At 31.5% G+C, this 23,919-nt stretch carries 13 protein-coding genes; 9 read left to right on the top strand and 4 right to left on the bottom strand.

Features of this window, described 5'->3' with window-relative positions; all coding sequences use genetic code 11:
- Nucleotides 1–24: 24 nt before the first annotated feature.
- Genes F7018_RS08250 through F7018_RS08235 form a run of 4 tightly spaced genes read right to left on the bottom strand, consistent with a single transcriptional unit; the run spans nucleotide 25 to nucleotide 7,408 of the window.
- A complete protein-coding gene (locus F7018_RS08250) occupies nucleotides 25–1,698 on the bottom strand; it encodes a SusE domain-containing protein (protein WP_150899569.1) in 1,674 nt (557 codons plus the stop codon).
- 30 nt (nucleotides 1,699–1,728) lie between these two features.
- On the bottom strand, nucleotides 1,729–2,850 hold the full coding sequence (locus tag F7018_RS08245; protein WP_246175100.1) for a SusE domain-containing protein: 1,122 nt from the start codon (nucleotides 2,848–2,850) through the stop codon (nucleotides 1,729–1,731).
- Between the two features lie 18 nt (nucleotides 2,851–2,868).
- Nucleotides 2,869–4,479, bottom strand: a complete 1,611-nt coding sequence (locus tag F7018_RS08240; RefSeq protein WP_150899568.1) for a RagB/SusD family nutrient uptake outer membrane protein — start codon at nucleotides 4,477–4,479, stop codon at nucleotides 2,869–2,871.
- Between the two features lie 10 nt (nucleotides 4,480–4,489).
- Nucleotides 4,490–7,408: a SusC/RagA family TonB-linked outer membrane protein gene (locus F7018_RS08235; RefSeq protein WP_150899567.1), complete on the bottom strand. Its 2,919-nt coding sequence runs from the start codon at nucleotides 7,406–7,408 to the stop codon at nucleotides 4,490–4,492.
- Between the two features lie 197 nt (nucleotides 7,409–7,605).
- On the opposite strand from F7018_RS08235, the gene F7018_RS08230 reads away from it, so the two are divergent.
- From F7018_RS08230 to F7018_RS08190, 9 genes are all read left to right on the top strand, one after another.
- Nucleotides 7,606–8,622, top strand: coding sequence for a LacI family DNA-binding transcriptional regulator (locus F7018_RS08230; protein ID WP_150899566.1), 1,017 nt, complete (start codon nucleotides 7,606–7,608; stop codon nucleotides 8,620–8,622).
- A gap of 135 nt (nucleotides 8,623–8,757) precedes the next feature.
- Nucleotides 8,758–10,134, top strand: a complete 1,377-nt coding sequence (locus F7018_RS08225; RefSeq protein WP_150899565.1) for an MFS transporter — start codon at nucleotides 8,758–8,760, stop codon at nucleotides 10,132–10,134.
- A 2-nt stretch (nucleotides 10,135–10,136) separates the two neighbouring features.
- Nucleotides 10,137–10,790 (top strand): beta-phosphoglucomutase, encoded by a 654-nt coding sequence (pgmB, locus tag F7018_RS08220; protein WP_150899564.1) that lies wholly within the window; start codon nucleotides 10,137–10,139, stop codon nucleotides 10,788–10,790.
- A 44-nt stretch (nucleotides 10,791–10,834) separates the two neighbouring features.
- Nucleotides 10,835–13,141: a glycoside hydrolase family 65 protein gene (locus tag F7018_RS08215; RefSeq protein ID WP_150899563.1), complete on the top strand. Its 2,307-nt coding sequence runs from the start codon at nucleotides 10,835–10,837 to the stop codon at nucleotides 13,139–13,141.
- A gap of 46 nt (nucleotides 13,142–13,187) precedes the next feature.
- On the top strand, nucleotides 13,188–15,119 hold the full coding sequence (locus tag F7018_RS08210; protein WP_150899562.1) for a glycoside hydrolase family 13 protein: 1,932 nt from the start codon (nucleotides 13,188–13,190) through the stop codon (nucleotides 15,117–15,119).
- Nucleotides 15,120–15,125: 6 nt separating this feature from the next.
- On the top strand, nucleotides 15,126–18,608 hold the full coding sequence (locus F7018_RS08205) for a TIM-barrel domain-containing protein (RefSeq protein ID WP_246175098.1): 3,483 nt from the start codon (nucleotides 15,126–15,128) through the stop codon (nucleotides 18,606–18,608).
- Between the two features lie 3 nt (nucleotides 18,609–18,611).
- A complete protein-coding gene (locus F7018_RS08200) occupies nucleotides 18,612–20,273 on the top strand; it encodes an alpha-amylase family glycosyl hydrolase (RefSeq protein WP_150899561.1) in 1,662 nt (553 codons plus the stop codon).
- A gap of 2 nt (nucleotides 20,274–20,275) precedes the next feature.
- The gene (locus F7018_RS08195; RefSeq protein ID WP_150899560.1) at nucleotides 20,276–22,384 is read left to right on the top strand and encodes a glycoside hydrolase family 97 protein; all 2,109 of its coding nucleotides are present in this window, start codon (nucleotides 20,276–20,278) and stop codon (nucleotides 22,382–22,384) included.
- Nucleotides 22,385–22,387: 3 nt separating this feature from the next.
- Nucleotides 22,388–23,824 (top strand): alpha-amylase family glycosyl hydrolase, encoded by a 1,437-nt coding sequence (locus F7018_RS08190; protein ID WP_150899559.1) that lies wholly within the window; start codon nucleotides 22,388–22,390, stop codon nucleotides 23,822–23,824.
- The last annotated feature ends 95 nt before the right edge of the window (nucleotides 23,825–23,919 follow it).

Raw genomic sequence — 23,919 nt, 5'->3', positions numbered from 1 at the left:
TTGTAAACCAGCCTTTTCAAAAAATTATTCAACAGTTACTGTACCTTTGTTAAAATCTACAGTAATTTTATATGTACCATTTCCTGGTGATTTAACATTGCTTTCACCATCTCTAACAATCATTCCTGGATATTTAGAGCTTTCACCCCAATCGTTATTCCAAGATCCTTGCATTGGTAAAAATTTAAATTCATCAGTAGCAGTTAATACTTGATTAATTTCAAAAACTCCTTCTGAAACTTTTGTAAATGGAGCAGCAGTAGTGTTATCCCATCCATTAATAGATCCTACTAAATGTAATGCGGCAGGAACAGTTACTAATGAATATGATAAGTCATTGAAATCTACAGTTACCATATAAGTACCAGCATCAGCAACTTTTATATTTTGTTCATCGTCTTGGATGATTTTTCCTGAAGAATTTTTGTTTTCTCCCCAATCACCATCCCAAGACCCTGAAGTTGGTAACATTTTAAATTCATCACCTGCAGAAAAAGTTTGGATTCTTGTGAATACTCCATTTCCTGAAGTGTTGAATTGCTGTGTAGCATCTGCATTATTCCATCCATTATGAGCTCCAACCATGTATAAGTTATCTATTTTAGAAAGCTTAAAACTTAATGTGTTAAAATCGATAATAACGATATAGTTTCCTGCATCAGTAACTTTAATGTTTTGTTCACCATCTTGTACTATTTTACCAGCATTAGTTGGGTCTTCTCCCCAGTCTCCATCCCAAGATCCTGAAGTTGGTAGCATTTTAAACTCATCATTTGCATTGAACATTTGTACTCTTGAAAATACACCGTTTCCATCATTATAAAACTTTTGAGTAGCATCAGCATTATTCCATCCATTGTGGGAACCTACCATAAATAAGTTATCTGGTACAGCACCTTTATATGGAGTTAATGAAATAGTAATCATTTCAGATGTTCTAGATAAATCTCCTGAAGCTGTTTTAGCAACTGCTTTTATTCTGAAATCAAAATTAGCAGCAGTATTAGCAACTCCACCAGCAGCAATTACAGCATCATTTAAAGCTTCATGAGAAATTTCAAAAGATTTATTTTCTGTTGATCCAATATTGCTAACGGTAGCAAAATTAGTTCCTCCAAGTGCCATTTCTACTTCATAAGTAATTTTAACACTACTATTATCAGCTGCTTCTGGGTCGTCCCAGTTAATTGTTAATGCAGTTAAACTAGGGTCCGCATCAGATAATACTTTAGTAAAAGAATTATCAGGACTAGTTATTACAGGAACTTTTACAGCAAATTTAGATACTTGTAATAAAATAGTATTAGAGGTTTCACTTCCTGCTTTTAATCTGATATAAACACCAGTTTCTGTAAATGATTTAATATTTGCGTTGCTTAAAACAGTATTGAATTCAGATACTGTCATTGAAAAACTATTTTTGTCTGTAGTTCCTAAAAGTACAGGACTAGCAAAAGTATCTTCTAAAGCCATTTCTACCATGTATTCTGAACTTCCTGTAACTTCATCAATCCAAGTAATAGTAAAGGCAGGGTTGTCAGGTAAAGAAAAGTTTAAAAACACATTTGAAATTCCAGGAGTGTTTAATACAAATTTAGCTTCTGGAGTAACAATATTTAAACTTTCTTCTGTATCACAAGAGCTGAATATTAGCGTAAAAGCTATTAATATCAGACTTAATTTATGTAAATATTTCATTTTTATTGTGATTATGTTAAAATCTATTTTTTATAAGTTTAATGGAACAAGGATGTATTCTCCTGTTAAATCATTAAACCAAACATCGTAATCATCTTCAACCACTACAGGAATATCTGCTCCTCCATTAGTGGCAGTTCCTGAAAATGAAGTATTACTTCCCCAAGAAGCTCCAGCTCCAGTTACAAATTTTAAATTACCAGGAGTTAAATGAACGTTGCTAACATTCCAAATATGTCCATCAAAAGTTAATGCAGTTAATGGAGTAGAGGCTGTTACAGCAGAACCTTGTAAAGCTAATGAAGCAGGGCTAGTTACTCCTGATGCATCATATGATTTAAAAGAATATTTCTTGCTAGCAAAGTTGATTGTAAACGTATAAAAACCAGCTGTTATACCATTGTTATTAGCAGGGAATGTACCTGGATCGGTACCTCCGCCTGGATTTACTTCAATTGTTCCAGAATATTCTCCACCTGCTAATACACCATCGTTTGTACCCCATTGAGGTTGCCATAAACCTTTTGTTTCAAGAATCTTAAATTCACCTGCTCCAAAATAAGCTGTATAAGTGTATTCGTTTTCATCGTTAGGGTTACGGAATAGTGCTGGATTATTATTATTGTTATTCCAATCTGCAGCAGTTGCATTTCCTACTAAATAATAATCTTTAAACACATAGTTAAAGTATGGATAAACCATTAAATTAATAGTGTTAGAATTTATAGGATTTCCATTTTGAGTTCCTAGTGAAGAAACGACTCTTACATATATAGTATTCCACTCAAAAGGATTTAAACCTGCATTTCCTGCAGCAGAATTTAATTCAGCCATAGAAAAAGTTACATCGTTTTTCCCCGTTAATGTTGTAGCAGTTACAGGAGATGTAAAAGCTTCATCACTAGAGAATTGTATGGCATAATTAATAGCTGTTTGTTGTCCATAATTGGCATTAGTCCAATTCAAAGTTAACGCTGGAGTAGTAGTGTTAACAGGATCTAATGTGATTTTATTTATACTAACATCGGCTAAAACTGATGCAGTTCCATCGGATACTGTAAATATATCTGAAGTATCATCACAAGCATTAAATACACTAAGTGTAACTAATGCAATGACTAAACTTGTTAGTTTTAAAAATTTATTTTTCATAATTAATGTTTTCAAATATTAGTATCCAGTATTTTGAGTTAAGTTAGGATTTGAAGCTAAACTACTGCTAGGAATAGGATACACATTCATGTGGTTAGGGATAGAAATACCATTACTAGCATTTCCTTTCCATGCCCAATTATAGTTTCCTCCTGTAAATTTTCCAAAACGAATTAAATCTTGTCTTCTGTGAGCTTCCCAATGTAATTCACGAGCTCTTTCGTCTAAAATAAAATCTAAAGTTAATTCAGCAGCGGTAATTGTTTGTGGGTTGTTTGCACGTGTTCTTAACTGATTAACATAGTTAACAGCATCTGTATTTGTACCTCCATTACCACCTCTTAATACCGCTTCTGCATACATTAAATATACATCTGCAAGTCTAAATAATGGGAAATCGGTATCTACAAACGTTTGATTACTACCTTGAACCCCAGTTGAAGTACGGTTAGAATATTTAGCAATAATATATCCTTGATCTTGATCTGATATATCATTAATATTTACATCTCTTTGTGCTGTAATTAATGTGTTTCTTGTATCGTTATTAAAAACACCACTGTTAAATAAGTCGGCAAATTGCTTTCTTACTCTTAAAGCACCTCCCCATCCGCCGGCACCAACACCTAACGAAACTCCGTTTGCTTCAATACTACCAACTTCTCCATTAACCATAACAGTTGTTGGACCAAAGTTTTGAGTTGTAATTCCATCAGAAATTAAAGGGAAAATAATTTCATTTCTTGCAGGATTAGTATTGTTATCTGCCATGAAATTGTTTAGGTAATTAGGAGCTAAGGTATAACCACCATTAATTAATTTATTAAGGTTTGTTAAACATTCAGTATATTTATTTTGAGCAATATATACTTCTGCATTTAAGTACATTTTAGCTAATATCATCCATGCGACACCTTTGTCAGCACGCCCATATTCGTTTGCCATTGGGTCCATTAAATCAGCTTCAATAGCATTTAATTCACTTTCTATAAAAGTAAAAAGAGTAGTTCTATCTGCTTGTGGTGGATTAAAATTAACAACAGGGTCAGTTTCAACTACCATTGGAGCCTTTCCAAATAAATCCATTAAATGATAGTAAGATAGTGCTCTTAATAATCTAGCCTCAGCACGAAAAGTTTTAATCTCTGCTCTTGTCGCAGTTGAAACATTTCTAGAATCTAATTTAGCATCCGTAGTTTCTCTTAAAAAACCATTAGCAAAAGAAACAGAAAGGGTAGCTCTACCAAAGAAACCAAGGAATAAAGGGTTTTGAGCTGTCCATATGTTACGTTGAATTTCTCTTGTACCAGGATCGTTTTCGTATGACCAAATCATTTGATCGGCAGATAAAGTTTGTAAGTATACTAATACACGACCATATTGACTTGTACCTGCATCTAAACCTTCTACATTAGAACTTCCAGCACCATCTACACCAGTTAAAGATAAGTTAGCATAAATACCTGCTAAAACTTCTTTATAGGCACTTTCGTTTTTAAATAATTCTTCACCTAATACAGTTTGATCGTCTTGTGGTGTAATATTTAAATCTTTAGTACACGAAGAAACAACCAAAGCTATACTTACTAAGAAAGCTATGAACTTTATTGATTGAATATATTTTTTCATTTTTTTAGTATTAAAATTTAATATTAGTACCGATAAGGAAGTTTCTAGGTCTTGGATAAATAGTATTATCAATTCCTCCAAATACTTCAGGGTCTAAACCACTATAGTTTGTAATGGTAAATACATTTTGCATTCCAGCCCAAATACGAATACTATTTTTAGAAAACTTTTTAATAGGTCTATCAAATGTATAACCAATAGTTATATTATCCATTCTTAAGAAGGATGCATTTTCTATGAAAATATCAGAGTTTAAAACATCTGAAGTATTTACAAAATCAGTTGCTAAAACTGAAGTAGGTATATTACCTAGTACTGCATTATCTTGTAAAAATGCATATTGAGCCCTTGCTGAATTTACGTTATTATAAACATAATTACCAATGCTAGCCCTTAAGTTAAAAGATAAATCAAAATTCTTATAGTTAAAATTAGATTGGAAACCTAAAAGTAAATCAGCATCTGGACTTTCTTTTAAATAACGATCGTTATCATTTATAATTCCATCACCATTTAGGTCAGCGTAAGCTCCTTCAATAGGTTTTCCAGCATTGTTATATAGTTGTTTAAACACGTAAAAAGAATTTGGAGCAAATCCTTCTCTTAAAAGTTGGATAGTATTTCCCGTTCCACCAGCAGTACCTCCAGTTCTAATATCACTATTATTAGCTAAAGCAGTAATTTTTCTATCAAGATATGTAACATTAGAAGTAAAATTCCAATTAATATCTTCAGTTTTTAAAATATCACCATTAAGAGTAAATTCGATACCTTTAATGTCTAAATCTCCAACATTTTGTACAACTCGATTACTAAAGTTGGTACCATCAGGTAAATTAGTTCTAAATAATAAATCCGTTGACTTTTTATTAAAATAGTTTAAGGAACCGTCAAATCTATTATTAAATAACCCATAATCAATACCAAATTCTAATGTAGCTGTTTCTTCCCATTTTAAGTTAGGGTTTATAACTGATGGAATTGTTGCTTTGATAACATTATTTCCAAATTGGAATTGAGAATTCTGGTTTCCGAAACGATATCTATTTAAATAAACATCATTTACTCCTGGTAAGTTTTGTTGTCCTGTTAAACCATAACTAACTCTTAATTTTAAGTTAGATAATATTTTTGAATTTTTTAAGAAGTTTTCTTCACTTACTTTCCAAGCTAAAGCAGCACCCCCAAAGTCTCCCCATCGATTATCATTACTAAAACGTGAAGTTCCATCTCTACGATAGTTTAAAGTAAGTAAATATTTATCTAAAAAGTCAACTTTCACCCTACCAAAGAAACCAATGTTTACAACATTAGGGTCAGCAAAAGTAGTGGCAAAAGAATCAGGGTTTGATGTGTTTCCAGAGTCACCACCAAAGTTTTTGAATTTTTGATAAGAATAACCTGCTGTAACGTCTAAGTTTACCTTTTCTAATTCTTTAGTATAATTTAAATAACCATCTAATAATTGGTTACTTCTTTCAGAGTACCCTGAAGAGTTAATACCAGCAAAACGTAATGTTTCATCGGCATTTCCAATATCATATGGGTTTGTATATGTTGTTTGCCCTTCAGCTTTATCAAAACCAACATTAATAACTGCTCTTAAATCAGGAAAAAAGTGAAGTTTATAATCAAGGTTTAAGTTTCCAAAGTGTCTAAATACTTTACCTCTACTATTAGCTAATAATAATGCAGCAACAGGGTTTTGAGTACCGTTTAAAACTAAGTTTCCGTTTCTGTGTTGGTAAAAACCACCAAAAGGAGAACTAGCATCATATACTGGTTGTGTAGGATCGTAACGCAATGCGGCTCCAATTTGACCAGCATCACCAAATCTACTATCCTCGAAGTTTCTGTTGTAATTTAAGTTAATTTTTAAGTGATCATCTAATAAAGAAGGATTCATCGATAACGATATAGTTTTTCTATCAAAATTAGAAGTTAGTATGTTACCTTCCTGACTAGCGAAACCTAGAGATAACCTTGTAGGGATAGCTCCAAAGATTTGACCTTTAGCTGTTAGGTTGGTTAAAGAAGAACCTGTAGTTCTAAAAATTTCGTTTTGCCAATTAGTATTAGCATTACCCAATAAACTAGCATCTTGAGGTCTTCTTTGTTGAATTAAGTTTCTAAATGCATCAGCAGAAAAAACATTAATTCTATCTCTAATTTCACCATAAGTAAATTGATAATCTAAATCTAAAGTGAAATCTCTCTTACCTTTTTTAGTTGTAATAATGATTACACCATTAGAGGCACGAGAACCATAAATAGCAGTAGCAGAAGCATCTTTTAATACAGAGAATGATTCAATATCATTTGGGTTTATATTCGCTAAAACACCACGAGAACCAGCTACGCTATTTTCTTCAATAGGTAAACCATCAATTACTATTAAAGGAGCATTAGAAGCTGAAATAGAAGAACCTCCACGAATGGTAATTTGAGAACCAGAACCTGGCGCACCACTTGTTTTAATTTCTACACCAGAAACACGTCCGCTTAATAAATTTTCTGGAGTTACAACATTACCTTTTGTAAAGTCTTTTGCTGTAATAGCTTCTACAGAACCTGTAGCATCTTTTACAGTAGTGGTACCGTAACCAACTACAACAACTTCATCTAAGTTTTGGTTGTCGTTTTCTAACGAAACATTGATTAAGGTTTGATCACCTACTAAAACTTCTTTTGTTTTTAAACCTATAAATGAATAGATTAGAACATCTGTAGGTTTAACATTTTGAATACTATAATTACCATCAAAGTCGGTTTCAATACCTTTAATTGTCCCCTTTATGATAATACTTACACCGGGTAAAGGTTCACCCGTGTCTTTTTCTGTAACTTTACCTGTAACAGTTTGTTGGGCAAACATTGTTATAGAGGAAAGTAGTAGAATTCCACTGAACAATAATTTTAAATTTTTCATGTATAAATTATTAAATAATAACTGTAAATTTGATTAATAAGCAATCAATAATTTAAATTCCACTCCGTGAAGGTAGTCATTAAAATGTCTTTCTAAGTACTATTAATGCTGCGAAAACGTTTTCGTGTTAATAACTTTTTTACTTTAACTTAACATATCGATAATATTAACCGAAAAATTTATCAGTTTTGTAAAATATGAAGCCAAAAATTACCATAAAGATAATAGCAAAAGAGTTAGGTGTATCAGTTTCAACAGTTTCTAAAGCTTTGAGAGACAGTTATGAAATTAGTAAAGAGACGAAAGATCGTATAAAAGCATATGCCGATTACTATAACTATAGACCTAATAATTTAGCATTACAATTAAGAAATCAGAAAACAAAAGTTATTGGTATTATATTACCCAAAATTGTACATCACTTCTTTTCAACAGTGATTAAAGGTATTGAAGACGAGGCGAATAAAAGAGGGTATAATATCATGGTTTGCTTTTCTAATAATAATGAGAAGAAAGAAGCAGAAACCATAGATGTTTTAACTAATGGAAGTGTTGATGGTTTATTAGTCTCAATAGCGAAAGAAACGCTAGAAAATAATACCTTTTCACATTTTAAAAGATTAACAGAAAATGAAGTTCCTTTAGTATTGTTTGATAGAACGCACGCGTCTATAAATTGTGATAAAGTAATAGTTGATGATATAGGGGCAGGATATAAAGCAACTAAACATTTATTAGATTTAGGTTGTAAAAAAATAGCAATTATAACTACTCCTGAGCATGTAACGGTAGGTTTGCATAGAGAGCAAGGTTATGAAAAAGCACTAAAGGAACAAGGAGAAGTTATTGATAGGGATTTAATTGTTGAAGTAGATGAAGAGAATGATATTTATACTCAAATTAAAGAATTGTTTAAGTATGAGGTAGATGCTGTATTTGCTGTAAACGAAATTTATGCAGCTATCGCTATACGAATAGCAAAAGAAAAAGGTTTGAGAGTTCCTGAAGATATTTCAATAGTCGGATTTACAGATGGTTTAATATCAGAATATTCATCACCATCTATTACTACAGTAGTTCAACATGGATTTACAATGGGGAAACAAGCAGCGGAAATGTTAATAGATAGGATAGAAAATGGAGATGATAAAAAAAGGTTTCAAACAAAAGTGATTTCCAGCAACTTGAAGATTAGAGAATCTACGAAATCGTAATAGTAACTTTTTTTCATAGTTAACAATCTAAGTTATATCTTTATCACGACAAAAAGACTTATCAATAATTTTTATTCCACAAATAAATAGATAAGTCATAGCGCTTATCGTAGTATAAACTAATTAATTACGATAATGAAAAAGCGTAAATTAAGTTTCTGGGAAATTTGGAACATGAGTTTCGGTTTCTTAGGGATTCAGTTCGGTTTTGCCTTACAAGGAGGCTTTATGTCTCGAATATTTCAAACTCTTGGTGCTGCTAAGGATGACATTCCTATGCTTTGGATTGCCGCTCCATTAACAGGACTATTAGTTCAACCAATTATTGGATATCTAAGTGATAGAACTTGGAGTATGAAATGGGGAAGAAGGCGTCCTTATTTTTTAATAGGAGCTATTTTAAGTTCCCTAGCATTATTTTTAGTGCCGCATTCTCCAGCTTTATGGATTGCTGCTGGTTTCTTATGGATTTTAGATGCTTCAATTAATGTATCTATGGAGCCATTTAGAGCTTTAGTGGCAGATAAGTTGCCAGAATCTCAGCGTTCTTATGGGTTTGTTGTACAAACATTAATTATAGGTATTGGAACTTGGGTAGCAAGTAATTTACCGTGGATGGTTTCACAATTTGGAGTAAGTGATTCTGCTGCTTCAGGAGTGGTGCCAATGTCGGTAAAAGTAGCCTTTGCAATTGGAGCTTTTGTTTTCTTAGTAAGTATTCTTTACACAGTTTTTACTACTTCAGAGTATCCTCCAGAGGATATGGAAGCTTTTGAAAAAGAAAAAGCTAAGAAGAATCAATTTATTCCAGATATTTTAAATAATGTTGGAAGTATGCCTTCAACGATGAAGAGGTTAGGTGTAATACAATTTTTTAGTTGGTTTGCTTTTTTTACTATGTGGAGTATGGCTAACCCTGCACTTACAGAGCACGTATTTAAAACGCCCGCACCAATTGAAACGAATTATGATATGGCTGTAGCAGCACAAGCAGAAGCATTTAATGTAGCAAATACAGCATTTCAAAAATCATCAAACTTGGTGGGGTCATATATGGGGACATATGGATTATCATCAATGGCTTTTGCATTATTATTAGTGTTATATACATCAAAAAGAAGAATTAATAGAAAGTATGTTCACATGGTTTCTTTAATCCTTGGGGGATTAGGTTTCTTAATGATGAAGTTTATACCATCGCCAGAATATTTAACAATCTCGTTTGTTTTAATAGGGTTTTCTTGGGGAAGTATCTTGTCAATGCCATATGCAATGTTGTCAAGTTCCGTTGATCCTAAAAAGATGGGAGTAATTATGGGGATATTCAATATGTTTATTGTAATACCTCAGATTGTTGCTGCTTTAGGAGGAGTTAATTTTATTTCTGGTTTATTAGGCGAAGAAGCTATTAATGCAATGACAGTAGCTGGGGTAAGTTTACTATTAGCTGGTTTAGCAAACTTCTTAATAACAAACCCTAAAGCAATTACTTACCAAACAGTAGAAGAATAAAAATGAAGAAAGGATTTATTTTCGATTTAGACGGTGTTATTGTTGACACCGCAAAATATCATTTTCTAGCTTGGAAAAAATTAGCAAATGATATAGGAATAGATTTTACCGAAACTCAAAACGAACAATTAAAAGGAGTAAGTAGAGTAAGATCTTTAGAAAAAATATTGTCTTGGGGAAATAAAACAATTCCAGAAGACGAATTTATGGAACTCATGGCAAAAAAAAATAATGATTATTTGAGTTATATAGCCAAGATGGATGAAAGTGAGATTTTGCCAGATGTTCCTAAAGTATTGAATTACTTAAAAAAAGAAGACCAGCCAATATCGCTGGGGTCAGCAAGTAAAAATGCTAGACAAATTTTAAAAAAGGTGAATTTAATTTCAGATTTCAATGCTATTGTTGATGGTAATGATGTATCAAAAGCAAAACCAGATCCAGAAGTATTTTTAAATGCTGCGAAATCGTTAGAAATGATTCCGCAAAACTGTATTGTTTTTGAAGATTCTTTAGCGGGAGTTCAAGCTGCTAACAATGCAAACATGATATCAATAGGTATTGGAGATAAAGATGTTTTAAAAGAAGCAGATTATGTTTTTAGTGATTTTACTGAGATAAGCATCGTCTTTTTAAAAGAGTTAATAGAGAAATAGAAAACAAAACTTAAGTAGAGTTTTAAAAAATAGAATGATTTAAAATGAATCAAGATTATATCAAATCCAACGAATGGAGTATTATAGAAGAGGGATTTAATGCAGAACGTGTAAAATCATCAGAAAGCCTTTTCAGTATTGGAAATGGGGCTATGGGGCAACGCGCCAATTTTGAAGAAACATATACAGGAGACACTTTTCAAGGAAGTTATATCGCAGGGGTTTATTACCCAGATAAAACAAGAGTTGGATGGTGGAAGAATGGTTATCCAGAGTATTTTGCAAAAGTTTTAAATGCTCCAAACTGGATAGGAATTAACGTAAAAGTAAATGACGAACAAGTAGATTTAAATACCTGTTCAAAAATTACAGAATTCAGAAGAGAGTTGAATATGAAGGAAGGTTGGTTATCAAGAACCTTCAAAGCGACTTTACAAAATGGAATAGAGATTTCTGTAGAAGCAAAACGTTTTTTAAGTTTAGAGTTAGATGAAGTAGGTGCTATTAAGTATACAATAACACCATTAAATTCTAATGCCACAATTAGTTTTGAGCCATATTTAGATAGTGGAATTACTAATGAAGATACAAACTGGGATGCGAAATTCTGGAACACTCTAAATGTATCAACAGAAGGAAATCAAGCATTTATAGAGGCGCATACAATGAAAACTGAGTTCCATACTTGTACATTCATGGAGTCTCAATTAGAATTGAATGGAAAACAACTAAGTATTCAGCCAGAAGTAGTAAAATCTGAAAAGAAAGTTTCTTTTAATTATACAGCAGAGGTTAAGGAGAAAGAAAGTTATACCATATTTAAGTTTGCTGGATACACTGCTGATAGAAATCATGATAAAAGCGAGTTAGTTTTAGCTGCAAAATCAGTTTTAATAAAAGCTACGTCATTAGGATTTAATGACTTGCTAGAACTACAGAAAAACTCTTGGGCAAAGATTTGGGAAACTGCAGATATAACGATCTCTGGTGATGTAAAAGCTCAACAAGGAATTAGATTTAATATTTTTCAATTAAATCAAACTTATTTAGGTACTGATCCTTTATTGAATATAGGACCTAAAGGATTTACAGGAGAAAAATATGGTGGAAGTACTTATTGGGATACCGAAGCATATTGTATACCATTTTACATGGCTACAAAAGATGAAAAAGTAGCAAGAAACTTGTTAGAATATCGTTACCATCATTTAGATAGAGCCATAGAAAATGCAGAAAAACTTGGATTTACCAATGGAGCTGCATTGTACCCAATGGTAACAATGAATGGAGAAGAATGTCATAACGAGTGGGAAATTACTTTTGAAGAGATTCATAGAAATGGAGCTATAGCATTTGCTATTTACAATTATTTCAGGTATACAGGAGATTATTCATATATACCAGAAAAAGGATTAGAAGTACTTATTGGAATTGCGCGTTTTTGGCAGCAAAGAGCTACATTCTCAACTGCAAAAGATAAGTATGTAATTCTTGGAGTAACAGGTCCAAATGAGTACGAAAACAATGTAAACAATAACTGGTATACAAATTATACTGCCAAATGGTGTATAGAATATGCTTTAGAAAGCATTGCTAAAGTAGCTAAGGACTATGCTAAAGATTACGAGCGAATTTTAGAAAAAACTCAAATAACTAATGAAGAGTTAGCAGCTTGGAAAAAAGTAGCAGAAAATATGTATTTCCCGTATTCGGAAAAGCATGACGTATTCTTACAACAAGATGGATTTTTAGATAAAGAATTGGTGTCAGTGGCAGATTTAGATAAGTCGCAAAGACCAATTAACCAAAAATGGAGTTGGGATCGAATATTAAGATCACCATATATTAAGCAAGCAGATATATTACAAGGTTTCTATTTCTTTGAAGATCATTTTTCAAAAGAACAATTAGAGAAACACTTCGATTTTTATGAACCATTTACAGTTCACGAAAGCTCATTGTCGCCTTGTGTACATAGTATTCAAGCAGCTAAATTAGATAGAATGGATCAAGCATATGAATTCTATTTACGTACTTCTCGTTTAGATTTAGATGACTATAACAAAGAAGTAGAAGAAGGACTACATATTACTTCAATGGCGGGAACTTGGATGAGTATTGTTGAAGGTTTTGGAGGAATGAGAATTAAAGAAAATAAACTTTCATTCGAACCAAAGATTCCTAAGCAATGGGATGGATACTCTTTTAAAGTTAACTTTAGAAATCAAATATTAAAAGTATCTGTAAATCACGAAAAGACTGAATTTGAATTAGAAGGAACTGAAGAATTAGAAGTTTTATTCGAATCAAAAAGCATAAAAATATCCCCTAATAGTATGATTACTGTGTAATCAAAATTAATCCCTCACAGATGAATTTCTGTGAGGTTTTATTCTTATGAAAAAAATAGGTTTATATATTATTTTATTAGTTTTTATTTCATGTAACTCTGAAAAAAAAGAAGGTGAAATAAAAGAAACTCAGGTAGCTGTTTCAAATACTTTTTTAGAACGTGTAGAGCCTCCAAACTGGTGGGTGGGTTTTACAAATGATACACTTCAGTTACTAGTGAAAGAAGAAAATATAGGAAATTCAAAACCTGCAATTTCTTACAAAGGAATAACTATAAACAAGATTCATAAGGCAAAAAGTAACAACTATTTATTCATCGATTTAACGATTAATAAAAACACTAAACCAGGAAAGTTTGATATCGTTTTTACTTTAAACGATAACTCAAAAAAAACACATACGTACGAATTAAAGCCAAGAAAAAAATCAGCAGATGAGTATATCGGTTTTAATAGTTCAGATGCAATTTACTTAATAACTCCCGATCGTTTTGCAAATGGAAACTCAAAGAATGATAGTTTTCAAAGTCTTAAAGAAACTGGTGTCGATAGAAATGATGATTATAAACGACATGGAGGAGATTTAGAAGGAATTATAAATCATTTAGATTATATAGAAAACTTAGGTTTTACGGCTATTTGGCCAACTCCAGTTTTAATAAATGATATGCCGAATGCTTCTTATCATGGTTATGCTATGACCGATTATTATAAAGTAGATCCTCGATTTGGAACTTTAGATGATTATAAAAAATTATCATCAGAATTGTCTAAAAGAGGAATGAAATTAATAATGGATCAGGTAGCTAATCATTGTGGATTAGAGCATTGGTGGATGAAAGACTTACCTTTTGATAATTGGGTTAATTATCAATCACACTATGAAAAAAATAAAGAAAATTGGTCATGGAAAACTGTAAAGCACTCAAATCATAAAAGAACAACAAATCAAGATTTATATGCTTCAGAAATAGATGCGAAAGAAAATACTGAAGGTTGGTTTGTTTCCGATATGCCAGATTTAAACCAACGAAATCCTTTTATGGCTAGCTATATTATCCAAAATTCAATTTGGTGGATAGAAACCTTAGGTTTAGGAGGAATTCGACAAGACACCTATCCTTATCCAGATAAAAAGTTTATGGCAAATTGGGTAAATGCTATTATGAATGAATATCCGAATTTTTCAATTGTAGGAGAAGAGTGGAGTTATAATCCATTGTTAATAGGATACTGGCAGAAAGGAAAAAAGAATAGAGATGGTTATCAATCAAATTTAAAGTCTACTATGGATTTTGCAATGCAAAAAAATGTTGTAGATGCATTAAATGAACCAGAAAAATGGAATAAAGGACTAGTTAAAATATATGAAGGTTTAGCCAACGACTTTCATTATAAAACACCAAAAGACATTTTAATTTTTCCAGATAACCATGATAAAAGTAGAATTTACACGCAGCTTAAAGAGGATGTTGTAAATACAAAAATGGCATTAGCTACTTATTCAGTTTTACCAAGAATATTACAAGTATATTACGGAACTGAGATTTTAATGGACGATACTGCTAAACCTGGAGATCATGGGTTAATTCGAACAGATTTTCCAGGAGGCTGGGAAGGCGATAAAATAAATGCATTTACAAAAAACGGTTTGTCTAAAGAGCAAATAGAAATGCAAAGTTTTGTTTCAAAACTATTAACTTATCGTAAGAAGAGTAAAGCAATTCAAGAAGGAAAAACAGTGCATTTTGCTCCAAAAGAAGGAGTATATGTCTTATTTAGAAAATATGAAGATGAAGTAGTAGTGTTGATTTTAAATAAGAACGATAAGCCTTATGTATTAGACTTGAATCGCTTTAAAGAAATGAATCTTAAAGGAAAAACGTTTAAAAATATAATTACAAACAAAACTACTGTATGGCAAGATAGTCTTCTTTTAAATAAAAAAGGAAGCTTGTTATTAACTACAAAACAATAAAACTAAGTGAAAAAACTTTTAAGTATATTATTTTTATTTATAGGTTACAATTTATTAGCACAGGTAACTATTACAATTGATGAATTACCAAGTGGAACTTCAAAAGATACTCCAATATTTATTTCTGGAAATTTTGAAGGTTGGTCTGGAGGAAAAAAAGAATATCAACTAGATAATAAAGAGGGAGTTTATAGCATAACACTTCCACATCAATCAAAAAATATTTTATTCAAGTTTACGCAAGGTTCATGGAAAACTGCAGAATCGGCAGCTGATGGAACAAGTATAGATAATAGATCATATAAGTTCAATAAAGCAAATGATACTTTAAAAATCAAAATAGCAGGTTGGTCTCATTTAACAAGTTCAGAGAAAAGTTCAACAGCTTCTAAAAACGTAACAGTTATATCAGAAGAATTTGAGATTCCAGAATTAAATAGAAAAAGAACAATCCGACTGTATTTACCACCAGGTTATACAAAATCGAAAAAATCTTATCCAGTAGTGTATATGCACGATGGACAAAATCTTTTTGATAAACAAACCTCTTTCTCAGGAGAATGGGAAGTTGACGAAGCGCTAAATAAATTGTATGAGGATAAAAATTTACAGCTTATAGTTGTAGGAATTGACAATGGAGGTTCTAAACGATTAGATGAATACTCGCCATGGAAGAATAATAGATATGGAGGAGGAGAAGGAGAGGCTTACTTAGAATTTATTGTAAACATATTAAAACCATATATAGATAGCAAGTACAGAACTTTAAAGAATAAATCAAATACAGGAATTATTGGTAGTTCTATGGGAGGATTAATTTCTCACTATGCAGGATTAAAATACCCAAAAGTATTTGGTAAAATAGGAGTGTATTCACCTTCTTTTTGGTTTGCTCCAGAAGTTGTAGGATTTTCAAAAAATCGAGGGAATCTATCAGATACAAAAATGTATTTTTTAGCAGGAGGAAAAGAAGGTGGAAATACAGCTTTTAATGAAATAAGTAAGACAGTAAGAGATATGAATTTGATGGTAGATGTTCTTAAAGAACAGAATTTTCCATCAGAAAATATAAAAGTAAAGGTTGTTCCAGAAGGAAAGCATAATGAAGAATTATGGAAAACTAATTTTGAAGAAACTATTCTATGGCTATTTAAAAATGAAATAGAAGAAAGAAAATTCGATTCTGTACAATTTGTAAAAGATGAATTAGAAATAAAGGTTTCTGATGGTTCGTATTTGATTAAATTTTTAAATTCTCAAATAGTAGAAACAACCTTTGTTCCTAAAGATCAAAAAGAAGCTAAAAAAGCATCACATGCAGTGGTTATTAATTCAGTATATAAAAATGTTAAGTTTAAAGAAGGTAAAGAAAAAATAGAGTTCAGTACAAAAGATGTTTCTGTAGTTATTCAAAAAAGACCATTTAATATTTCGTATTGGTACAAAGGAAAAGAGTTAGTTTCAGAGAAAAATGGTTATCAAAGAAATGACGATTTTGAAACGCTACAATTTAACTTACAACCAAGCGAAGTTTTATATGGAGGAGGAGCTAGAGCCTTAGGGATGAATAGAAGAGGGAATCGTTTACGTTTGTACAATAGAGCGCATTATGGTTATGAAGAGAAATCGAAACTAATGAACTATACGATGCCATTAGTATACTCTTCAAATCTGTATGCAATTCATTTTGATAATGCACCAATTGGTTATTTAGATTTAGATAGTAAGAAAAATAATACATTGACTTATGAAACTATTTCTGGACGAAAAACCTATCAGGTAATTGTAGGAGATTCTTGGTTGAATTTAATAGATAATTATACTGATTTAACGGGGAAACAACCAATGTTACCACGTTGGGCGCTAGGAAATTTTTCAAGTCGATTTGGATATCATTCACAAAAAGAAACAGAAAATACCATAGCGAAATTTAAATCAGAAAAAATACCTGTAGATGCAGTAATCCTTGATTTATATTGGTTTGGTAAAGATATTCAAGGAACAATGGGGAATTTAGAGGTTTATAAAGACTCTTTCCCAGACATGAAAAAGATGGTTTCAGATTTTAAAAAAGAAGGAGTTAAAACAGTTTTAATAACTGAGCCATTTATAGTGTCAACATCAAAAAAATGGAAAGATGCTGTAGCCAATAATGTATTAGCAAAAGATTCTATAGGAAATCCCGCTACTTACGATTTCTATTTTGGAAATACAGGAATAGTAGATATTTACAGTAAACAAGGAAAAGAATGGTTTTGGAATATTTATAAAGATATTAAATCATTAGGAATACAAGGTTTTTGGGGAGATTTAGGAGAACCAGAAGTACATCCAACTTGGGTACAACATGCAACAGGAAGTGCAGATGAAGTACATAATATTTACGGACATGATTGGGCACGATTAATCTTTGAGGGTTACCAAAAAGAATATCCAAATGAAAGACCATTTATATTAATGAGAGCAGGGTATTCAGGATCACAACGATTTGGAATGGTGCCATGGTCTGGAGATGTAAATAGAACTTGGGGAGGATTACATAGTCAGCCAGAAATAGCATTACAAATGGGAATGCAAGGTTTAGGGTATATGCATTCAGATTTAGGAGGTTTTGCAGGAGCAAATTTAAATGACGAATTATATACTAGGTGGTTACAATATGGAGTGTTTCAGCCAATATACAGACCACATGCCCAAGAAGAGGTGGCCAGTGAACCAGTATTTAGAGAACCAAAAACAAAAGCATTAGCAAAAAAATCGATAGAATTAAGATATCAGTTATTGCCTTATAACTATCACTTAGTTTTTGAAAATAACCAATATGGAAAACCATTAATGAGACCACTGTTTTTTGAAGAAAAAGAAAACAAAGTTTTACAAGGAAAATCAACTACCTATTTATGGGGGAATGATTTTTTAGTAACACCAATCATGAAATCAAAAATTAGAGAGCAAGAGGTGTATTTTCCAAAAAAGAATGTTTGGTTTGACTTTTATACAGATGAAAAAATTACAGGAGGTAAGGCACAAAAAGTGCAGGTAAAGGAAACATCAATACCTACCTATGTAAGAGCAGGAGCTTTTATTCCGATGACAGAAACAATTCAAAATACAGAAGAGTATAATCAGAATAAGATAAATGTTCATTATTATCATGATCCCTCAGTAGAAAAAAGTAAAAGAGAGCTATATAATGATGATGGAAGAACAGTAAAAGCTTTTGAAAAAGGAAAATTTGAATTGATCACTTTTGAAAGTCAATCAAACAAAAAAGGTTTAGAGATTAAATTAAGTTCAAAAAAAGGAAAAGAATATGCTATTTCTGAAAAAGAAATTAATTTAATAATTCACAATATTGATGCTAAGCCTACAAGAATTAAAGTAGGGAAAAAGAAAGAAAAAATAGACTGGAATGCTAAAACAAAAGTTTTAAGAATACCAGTTACTTGGAAAACAACAACTTCAAAAAACATAAAAATAAAGTTTTAAAAAATGAGGAAACTAGCAATTGTAATTCTTCTAGTGGTAAGTATGGTAGCTTGTAAAACAAAAGTGCAGGAACCAATAAAAAAAGAACAAAAAACACCTTTTGTATGGAATGGAGCAAACTTATATTTTTTATTAACCGATAGGTTTAATAATGGTGATACAGCCAATGACGTTAATTTTGATAGAACAAAAGAACCAGGGAAGTTAAGAGGTTTTGAAGGAGGAGACATCAAAGGAATTACCCAAAAAATAAAAGAAGGTTACTTTACCAAGTTAGGAATCAATGCTATTTGGATGACTCCAATAGTTGAGCAAATACATGGAGGAACAGATGAAGGAACAGGAGTAACTTATGGTTTTCATGGATATTGGACAAAAGATTGGACAAAAATAGACCCTAATTATGGAACCAAAGAAGATTTAAAAGAGTTAGTAGAAATAGCACATAAAAACGGAATTAGAATTTTGTTAGATGCTGTAATAAATCATACAGGTCCAGTAACGGAAAAAGATCCAGTATGGCCATCAGAATGGGTAAGAACAGAACCACAGTGTGTATATAATAATTATAAAAATACAGTAACATGTACATTAGTTAAGAATTTACCAGATATAAAAACAGAGAGCAATGAAAATGTAGAATTACCACCACAACTTCTAGAAAAATGGAAGCAAGAAGGTAGATATGAAGAAGAAGTAAAAGAATTAGATGAGTTTTTTGCTAGAACAGGTTACCCAAGAGCACCAAGATTTTATATTATAAAATGGTTAACAGACTATATTACAGAATATGGAATAGATGGGTATAGAGTAGATACAGTAAAGCATACAGAAGAAAATGTATGGCAAGAATTTAAAAAAGAATGTGATTATGCATTTGAAAAATGGAAAAAAGATCACCCAGAGAAAGTGTTAGATAAAACGCCATTTTATTTAGTAGGAGAAGTATATGGATATGGAATAAGTGGAGAAAAGAACTATGATTTTGGCGATAAAAAAGTAAACTATTTTGATAAAGCATTTAATAGTTTAATCAATTTTGAATTTAAATGGAATGCAAAACAATTGAGTTATGAAGACTCGAATGTGAAGTACGATAGTATTTTAAATAAAAAATTAAAAGGTTATGGAACTTTAAATTATGTTAGTTCACATGATGACGGTCAGCCATTTGATCCAAAGAGAGAAAAGCCATTTGAAACAGCAAATAGATTATTATTAGGATTAGGAACATCACAAGTTTATTATGGTGATGAGTCAGCACGTTCTTTAGTTATAGAAGGAACAGAAGGAGATGCAACGTTACGTTCATTTATGAATTGGGAGGAAATAACGAATAATAAACAAACGCAAAAAATATTAGAATACTGGCAAAAGTTAGGACAGTTTCGTAAAAATCATCCGGCAGTAGGAGCGGGAAAACATCAGATGATAACTAAAGAACCTTATGTTTTTTCTAGAGTTTATAAAGAAGGAGATTATACAGATAAAGTCGTGGTTGGATTAAACTTAGTTAATGAAACCAATGAGATTGTGGTTTCTCCAATATTTAAAGATGGAGATAAACTGAAAGATACTTTTTCAAATCTTACTTACGAAGTAAAAGAAGGGAAAATAGCGGTAAAAGGAAGTCAGCCAGTAGTTTTATTAGAAAAGATAAATTAAAGATGAAAAAACTAGCCTTATTAGCAGTTACAGCACTCTTATTTTCATGTAGTAAGAGTAAAAAAGATATAGAAATAACTTCACCAGATGCACAATTAAAAGTAGAGTTTGGTTTAGATAAGAGTAAATCTTCATACTATATCGTTAAAAGAAAAAACGAAATAGTAATAGATACATCGTATTTAGGATTTGAGTTTAAAAATGCAAAAGCATTAAAAGAAAACTTAAAAGTATTAAATACAATAACAAGTACTTTTAATGAAACTTGGCAAATGCCTTGGGGAGAGCAAGAAGAAGTTGTAAATAATTACAATGAATTAAAAGTAGATTTAGAAGAAGACGGTTCAAAACGTAAGTTCTCAGTAGTATTTAAAGTTTATAATGATGGAATAGGCTTCAGATACGAGTTCCCAAAACAAGAAGGATTATCAGAAGTTTTAATAACAGATGAACATACAGAATTTAATTTAACGGAAGATTATAAAACTTTTTGGATTCCAGGAGATTGGGATAGCTATGAGCATTTATACAATACAACACCATTGTCGAAAATAGATGCATTAGCAAAAGCAAACCACGGAAATTTAGCACAAACGCAAATACCACATAATGCTGTTAATACACCAGTAACTATGGTTGGTAAAAACGGATTACATTTAAGTTTTCATGAGGCTGCATTAGTAGACTACTCAGGGATGACATTAGGAGTAGATGAAAAAGAATTAAAGCTGAAGAGTATTTTGGTAGGTTCAAAAAACAATGATTATAAAGTAAAAAGAACACTACCGTTTAATACACCTTGGCGTACAATTCAAATAACAGATAATGCTCCAGATTTAATAGCATCTAATTTGATAGTTAATTTAAATGAACCAAATAAATTAGGAGATGTTTCTTGGTTTAAACCAATGAAGTATACAGGAGTTTGGTGGGAAATGCATTTAGGTAAATCGTCTTGGGATTACGGAATGACTAAAGATGAAAATGGAAAATGGGTAGATACAGGTAAAGCTCATGGACGACATGGAGCGACGACAGAAAATGTGAAGAGATTTATTGACTTTTCAGCAAAGAATAATATCAAAGGAGTATTAGTAGAAGGTTGGAATACAGGTTGGGAAAATTGGATAGGATTTGAAGATAGAGAAGGAGTTTTTGATTTTGTAACGCCATATCCAGATTATGATATTGAAGAAATAGTTCGTTATGGAAAAGAAAAAGGAGTAGATATTATAATGCACCATGAAACTTCAGCAGCAACAGCTACTTATACAAAGCAACAAGATACTGCTTTTGCATTAATGAAAAAGTACGGAATGCATGCAGTAAAAACAGGTTATGTAGGTAAAATATTACCAAAAGGAGAGTATCATCATGGACAAAAAATGGTAAATCATTACAATAATACTGTAGAGAAAGCGGCAAAATATCAAATAGCAATTAATGCACATGAGCCAATTAAAGCTACTGGATTAAGAAGAACATATCCAAATACAATATCGAGAGAAGGATTGAGAGGACAAGAGTTCAACGCTTGGGCTTCTGATGGTGGAAATCCACCAGAGCACTTACCAATAGTTGTATTTACAAGAATGTTAGCAGGACCAATAGATTTTACACCAGGGATTTTCAATATAAAGTTTGATGAGTTTAAAAAAGATAATCAGGTAAATACCACTTTAGCACAGCAATTGGCTTTATATGTTGTTATTTATAGTCCAGTACAAATGGCGGCAGATTTAGTAGAACATTATGAAGCAAATCCAAAAGCCTTACAATTTATAAAAGAGGTAGGAGTAGATTGGAAACAAACGAAAGTTTTAAATGGAGAGGTAGGAGAATATGTAACGATCGCAAGAGAGGAAAGAAATACCAATAATTGGTTTTTAGGAGCAATTACAAACGAAAAATCAAGAGAGATACCATTAGATTTTAATTTTTTAGAAGAAGGAACTTATAAAGTAACCATTTATAAAGATGGTAAAAATGCGCATTGGAACAACAATCCATTAGATTTAGAAATAGAAACAATAGAAGTAACCAATAAAACTAAAATGAACATAAAATTAGCTTCAGGTGGGGGTGTAGCTATGAGTATTATTAAACAATAAAGAATGAAAAAAACAATTAGTATTTTTTTAGTAGCAGCAATGTTGTTTGCTTGTAAAACAGAAAAAAAAGAAGTAGCTAAAAAAGAGGTAAAAGAAACAAAAGAAGTTTCAATAGCTCCAGTTACAAATGAAATGATGGAGAATGCTATTATATACGAGGCAAATATTCGTCAATATTCAAAAGAAGGGACATTTGAGCAGTTTACAAAAGACATTCCTCAGTTAAAGGAATTAGGAGTGAAAATTATTTGGTTAATGCCAGTTTTCCCAATTTCACAAACAAAAAGAAAGGCAACAGGAGGAGATTTTGCATCCAAATTAACCGATCCAAAAGAACAAGCAAAAGCATTAGGAAGTTATTATGCAGTATCAGATTTTACTAAGATAAATCCTGAGTTTGGAACTATAGAGGACTTTAGAAAATTAGTGAAAACAGCACACGATAATAATATGTATGTTATATTAGACTGGGTGCCAAATCATACAGGATGGGATCATACATGGTTGAAAACAAATCCAGAATTTTATACTAAAAATGATAAAGGAGAAATTACAGATCCTTTAAATGAAGATGGAACACCAGTAGGTTGGGCAGATGTAGCTGATTTAAATTACGATAACAAAGAGTTACGTAAAGAGATGGTAAAAGACATGCAATACTGGATTACAAAAGAAGGAGTAGATGGATTCCGTTGTGATGTTGCAGGATCAGTACCTACTGATTTTTGGCAAGAGGCAATTCCACAATTAAGAGCTAAAAAAGACATTTTTATGTTAGCAGAAGCTTGGGAACCAGAATTAATGAAAGAAGGTTTGTTTGATATGGGATATGGATGGGATACACACCATAGAATGAATCATATTGCAAAAGGAGAAGAAAGTGTAAAAGATTGGAATAAAAGAATGGTACAAATAGATACTTTGTATGAAAAAGATGATATTCTAATGAACTTTGTAACCAATCATGACGAAAACTCTTGGAATGGTACAATTAAAGAAAGAATGGGAGATGCTGCTGAACTTTTTACAGCATTAACCTATGTAGCTCCAGGAATGCCATTAATATACTCAGGTCAAGAATATGGATTAGACCACAGATTAAAGTTTTTTGAAAAAGATTCTATTCCACATACAAAAGGAAAAGAGTGGAGCTTATTAAAAAAGTTAGGAGAGCTTAAAACAACTAATGTAGCTTTAAATGGAGGAAAAGTTGCAGCGTCATATGAATTATTTGATACAACTAAAGAAGCTTTAATATTCTCAAGAAAAAAAGATAATAAAGAAGTGGTATTTATAGGAAACCTATCAAAGCAACCAATTAAAGAAAGTATTCAATATGAAGGGAGTTTTGTTGATTATATGTCGGGAGAAGAAGTTCAGTTAAGCGGAGAAGAAATCTCATTAGAACCATGGGAATACAAAATATTAATAAAGAAATAATAAACATAAAAAAACCAAGCTCAATGCTTGGTTTTTTATTTTATATCAAGAATAAGTTAATTTTTAATAATGTCGGTTAAATATTAAACTAACTA

It is taken from the genome of Tenacibaculum aiptasiae, assembly GCF_008806755.1.
GTDB classification, from domain to species: Bacteria; Bacteroidota; Bacteroidia; order Flavobacteriales; family Flavobacteriaceae; genus Polaribacter; species Polaribacter aiptasiae.
The sequence above is the reverse complement of the archived record's forward strand: the minus strand, read 5'-3'. Positions and strand labels throughout refer to the sequence as shown.